We start from the raw sequence: 3,835 nt of genomic DNA, 5'->3' as shown, positions 1-3,835 counted from the left end.
CTGATGGGCGAAGATCCAAATGGGATCCCAAACAACTTGTTGCCATTTATCAGCCAAGTTGCCATTGGTCGGCGCGAGCAATTGTCGGTGTTTGGCAATGATTACCCAACCGCGGATGGCACCGGCGTGCGCGACTATATCCACGTGATGGACGTTGCCGAAGGCCATGTAGCCGCCTTGAATCTTTCTGAACCTGGGTTTCATGCTGTGAACCTCGGCACAGGACAAGGTACCTCGGTATTTGAGCTACTCAGGGCATTTGAAACATGTGTAGGAAAGCCAATTCCGTTTGCTGTGCACCCACGGAGACCCGGTGATATCGCCACTTGCTATGCTGATACATCAAAGGCCAAGACTTTGCTTGGCTGGTCGTCCATTAGAGAAATTGACTTAGCTTGCGAAGATGCATGGCGATGGCAATCCCAAAACCCTGACGGCTTCTAGTCCAGTTGAGAGAAATAACTGGCTAGTCGGGCTTCCCAGCTCGCTGGGATAAAGCCAGTTGCTTCAATCTTGGAAAGATCCAGCATGCTCCACAGCGGCCTGGGAGCAATGCCCTCTTTCCCTGCGAAATACTCTTCGGTTGTCACTCCGGTGACATCTACAGGATCGTGCCCAGTGAGCTCATATACCTGTGCTGCAATATCTGCCCAGCTAGATGCTGGGCCTTCGTTGCTGAGGTTGTAAGTGCCAAATGGCGCCTTGGAGTCAATGAGATGGCGAATTGCTGCTGCAAGATCTTGTGTGAAGGTCAAACGTCCGATTTGATCATTCACCACGGATGGTTTGATTCCTCGCTCTGCGAGGGCTGCCATGGTTCTAACAAAGTTATTACCTTCGCCAATGACCCAACTGGTTCGGAGGAGGTAATGCCGTGGGGCTTTTTGCACAGCGAGATCGCCCTGTGCTTTGGTTTGTGCGTAGACACCCAAAGGATTGAACTGATCTGTTTCTAAGTAAGGTGATTTCTTTGTTCCGTCAAAGACGTAGTCAGTAGAGACATGAACAAGCAGAATTTCACGCTCAGCCGCAAGAACAGAAAGCGCTTCAACTGCAGAAGCGTTGACCGCTTCTGCGAGCGCAGCTCCCTCAGGAGTTTCCGCTGCATCCACTGCAGTGTATGCAGCTGCGTTGATGATGACATCACAAGTATCAAAGGGAAGTTCAGAGACTTTTTCAGGCTGCGAAAGGTCGCATTCTTCACGACCATAAAACACAGCAGTGGGAAATTCAGCACGAAGTGCTTTTCCCAGTTGTCCATTCGCCCCCAGGACGAGAACTCTTTGTTCAGGCAAGAAAGTTACTGACCCTTTGAGGCGTAAAACGCCTCAGTGGCGTCCTTAGTTGGAGCCCACCATGCCTCGTTTGCCTTGTACCAGTCGATGGTTGCGGCAATACCTGACTCGAAGTCTGCGTGGGTTGGCTTCCAGCCGAGCTCTGTGCGGAGCTTGGTTGAATCAATGGCATAACGCAGGTCATGACCCGGGCGATCGGTGACGTGGTCATAGGCGTCAGCTGGCTGCCCCATGGTGGTGAGGATGAGTTCAACGACGTCTTTGTTGTTCTTTTCGCCATCAGCACCAATGAGGTAAGTCTCACCGAGGACACCCTTATCCACGATGGTCATCACTGCACTGGAGTGATCATCGGCGTGGATCCAGTCACGGACGTTCTCACCTGCTCCATAGAGCTTGGGTCGAACACCACGGATCACGTTCGTGATCTGGCGAGGGATGAACTTCTCTACGTGCTGGTAGGGACCGTAGTTGTTGGAACAGTTCGAGATAGTCGCACGAACACCAAAGGAACGAACCCAAGCACGAACCAACAGGTCGCTTCCTGCCTTTGTCGAGGAATAGGGGCTAGAGGGGTTGTAGGGGGTGGATTCGCTGAAGCGTTCAGGATCATCCAACTCAAGGTCACCGTAAACCTCATCTGTAGAGATGTGGTGAAGTCTGGTGTCATACTTTCGCGCTGCTTCCAGCAGTGTGTAAGTACCGATGATGTTGGTTTCGAGGAAGGGGCGTGGGTTATCCAATGAGTTGTCGTTGTGAGACTCCGCAGCATAGTGAATAACGGTGTCGTTCTTACTGAAAAGCTGATCCACCAGCTCAGCGTCACGGATGTCTCCGTGAACGAAGGTAAACCGGCTTGAAGGCAGATCGACCAGGGACGCCTTGTTTCCTGCATAGGTCAGTGAGTCGAGAACAGTGACTTCGTGGTCAGTGTTGTCCATGAGGTAGTGCACAAAGTTAGAACCGATGAAGCCTGCTCCACCTGTAACGAGAATCTTGCTCACTTAACCACACCTCAAACTTGCATTTTGAATGAATATCCAGTTTATCTGTGGTGGACCTTGTAGCAGTGTTTGCTCAGCTGGAATAACCTGTAGTAATGACTACTCGCCTTGAAGCCGGACAACAAGCTCCTGCATTTACCCTGCCCGATCAGAACGGTAACCCCGTCAGTCTTTCTGACTATGCAGGCAAGAAAGTCATCCTGTACTTCTACCCCGCAGCATCTACCCCTGGCTGCACCAAGCAGGCTTGTGACTTCCGCGACAGCCTTGCTTCACTTGCAGCTTCCGGTTACGTCGTACTGGGTGTTTCCAAGGATGCACCGGCCAAGTTGAAGAAGTTCGAAACAAACGAAAGTCTTACCTTCCCTCTTCTGAGTGACCCCGAACTTACAGTTCACAATGCATATGCCACCTATGGCGAGAAGTCCATGTATGGAAAAACGGTGATGGGTGTCATTCGCTCAACCTTCGTCATCGACGAAGCAGGAAAGATTGAGCTTCCCCTCTACAACGTGAAGGCAACCGGTCACGTCGCAAGCCTTAAGGGCAAGCTGGGGCTGGCTTAGAACCTACTTCTCTGCTGTCATCGCAGTGATGACGGGGCGAGTAAACAGCAGAACAGCTGTGCCAACTGCAAAGACTATGAGCAGCCAACCCACCGGCTGCCAAGCCTGAATTCCTTGAATAAATGACGTTGCAACAGCAAATTGTAGGATTTGCCATGTCACTATTGCACCTCGAGTCCAGGATTGTGCTCTGAATGTCCCAATTGCTGTAGCAACAAGGCCAATGGCGATAACTAACGTGATGGCAAAGATCACAATTGCACCAGAGAGATTCTCCGGGATTTCCATAAAGATTCTGCTCAAGAAATAAAGAGCACCAGCGGTCACCATCAGTGCCTCAATGCTCACCAGGACACCAAGTAACGCGACCAAAGGACTTCGGCGCTTCCGCTCGTGACCGTGTGATCCCGGATTTGTGGGGTTTTGAGGCACATTTTCAGTCATATTCTGCATTTCTTAGAAAAAAGTCTTGACCTTAACTTGAAGGCGTGTAACCATTATCTAAGTCGATAAGCCCCTACGTCGTTGTGGGCAAGCAAATATTCGCTCTGAATATTGTTTGGGACTGGCTCTCGACACGCATTCGTTTATTAGTCCGAATGCATCTTCACTTGGTTTTTCCCATGCCCACAAACAAGGAGTATCCCCATGGATTGGCGTAACGACGCAGCTTGCCTGACTGTAGACCCAGAGCTGTTCTTCCCAGTAGGTAACACCGGCCCCGCTGTCGACCAGATCGACAAGGCAAAGGTTGTCTGCTCTCGCTGCACCGTCACCGAGATGTGCCTTCAGTACGCTCTCGAGACCGGTCAGGACTCAGGCGTATGGGGTGGCCTCAGCGAAGACGAGCGTCGCGCACTCAAGCGTCGCGCTGCACGCGCCCGTCGCGCTAGCTAATTAGCTTTCCAAGACGAAACCCCTCCAGAATTTCTGGAGGGGTTTCGTTGTTATCCGAGCGTTAGTTGCACTG

General features: G+C 51.4%; 6 protein-coding genes. 3 read left to right on the top strand and 3 right to left on the bottom strand.

Annotated elements, in window-relative coordinates:
- The coding region (locus Q0362_RS02645) for a GDP-mannose 4,6-dehydratase (protein ID WP_298119476.1) at positions 1 to 444 on the top strand (444 nt) is incomplete at its 5' end.
- Here the strand turns inward: Q0362_RS02645 and rfbD are convergent.
- Together rfbD and rfbB are read right to left on the bottom strand one after the other, a co-directional pair.
- The gene (rfbD, locus tag Q0362_RS02640) at positions 441 to 1,295 is read right to left on the bottom strand and encodes a dTDP-4-dehydrorhamnose reductase (RefSeq protein WP_366099770.1); all 855 of its coding nucleotides are present in this window, start codon (positions 1,293 to 1,295) and stop codon (positions 441 to 443) included. The genes Q0362_RS02645 and rfbD overlap by 4 nt on opposite strands.
- 5 nt (positions 1,296 to 1,300) lie before the next feature.
- A complete protein-coding gene (gene rfbB / locus Q0362_RS02635; protein ID WP_298119474.1) occupies positions 1,301 to 2,299 on the bottom strand; it encodes a dTDP-glucose 4,6-dehydratase in 999 nt (332 codons plus the stop codon).
- A gap of 95 nt (positions 2,300 to 2,394) precedes the next feature.
- On the opposite strand from rfbB, the gene bcp reads away from it, so the two are divergent.
- Complete coding sequence (gene bcp / locus Q0362_RS02630) at positions 2,395 to 2,865, top strand: thioredoxin-dependent thiol peroxidase (RefSeq protein WP_298119472.1); 471 nt, start codon at positions 2,395 to 2,397, stop codon at positions 2,863 to 2,865.
- Positions 2,866 to 2,868: 3 nt separating this feature from the next.
- Here the strand turns inward: bcp and Q0362_RS02625 are convergent, their stop codons facing one another.
- Complete coding sequence (locus Q0362_RS02625; RefSeq protein ID WP_298119470.1) at positions 2,869 to 3,309, bottom strand: hypothetical protein; 441 nt, start codon at positions 3,307 to 3,309, stop codon at positions 2,869 to 2,871.
- A gap of 204 nt (positions 3,310 to 3,513) precedes the next feature.
- Here Q0362_RS02625 and Q0362_RS02620 point away from each other — a divergent pair, with 204 nt between their 5' ends.
- Positions 3,514 to 3,762: a WhiB family transcriptional regulator gene (locus Q0362_RS02620; protein ID WP_096380259.1), complete on the top strand. Its 249-nt coding sequence runs from the start codon at positions 3,514 to 3,516 to the stop codon at positions 3,760 to 3,762.
- Positions 3,763 to 3,835 lie beyond the last annotated feature (73 nt).

It is taken from the genome of uncultured Aurantimicrobium sp., from assembly GCF_936931525.1.
Lineage (GTDB): Bacteria > Actinomycetota > Actinomycetes > Actinomycetales > Microbacteriaceae > Aurantimicrobium.
This window is presented reverse-complemented; position numbering and strand designations above follow the sequence as displayed.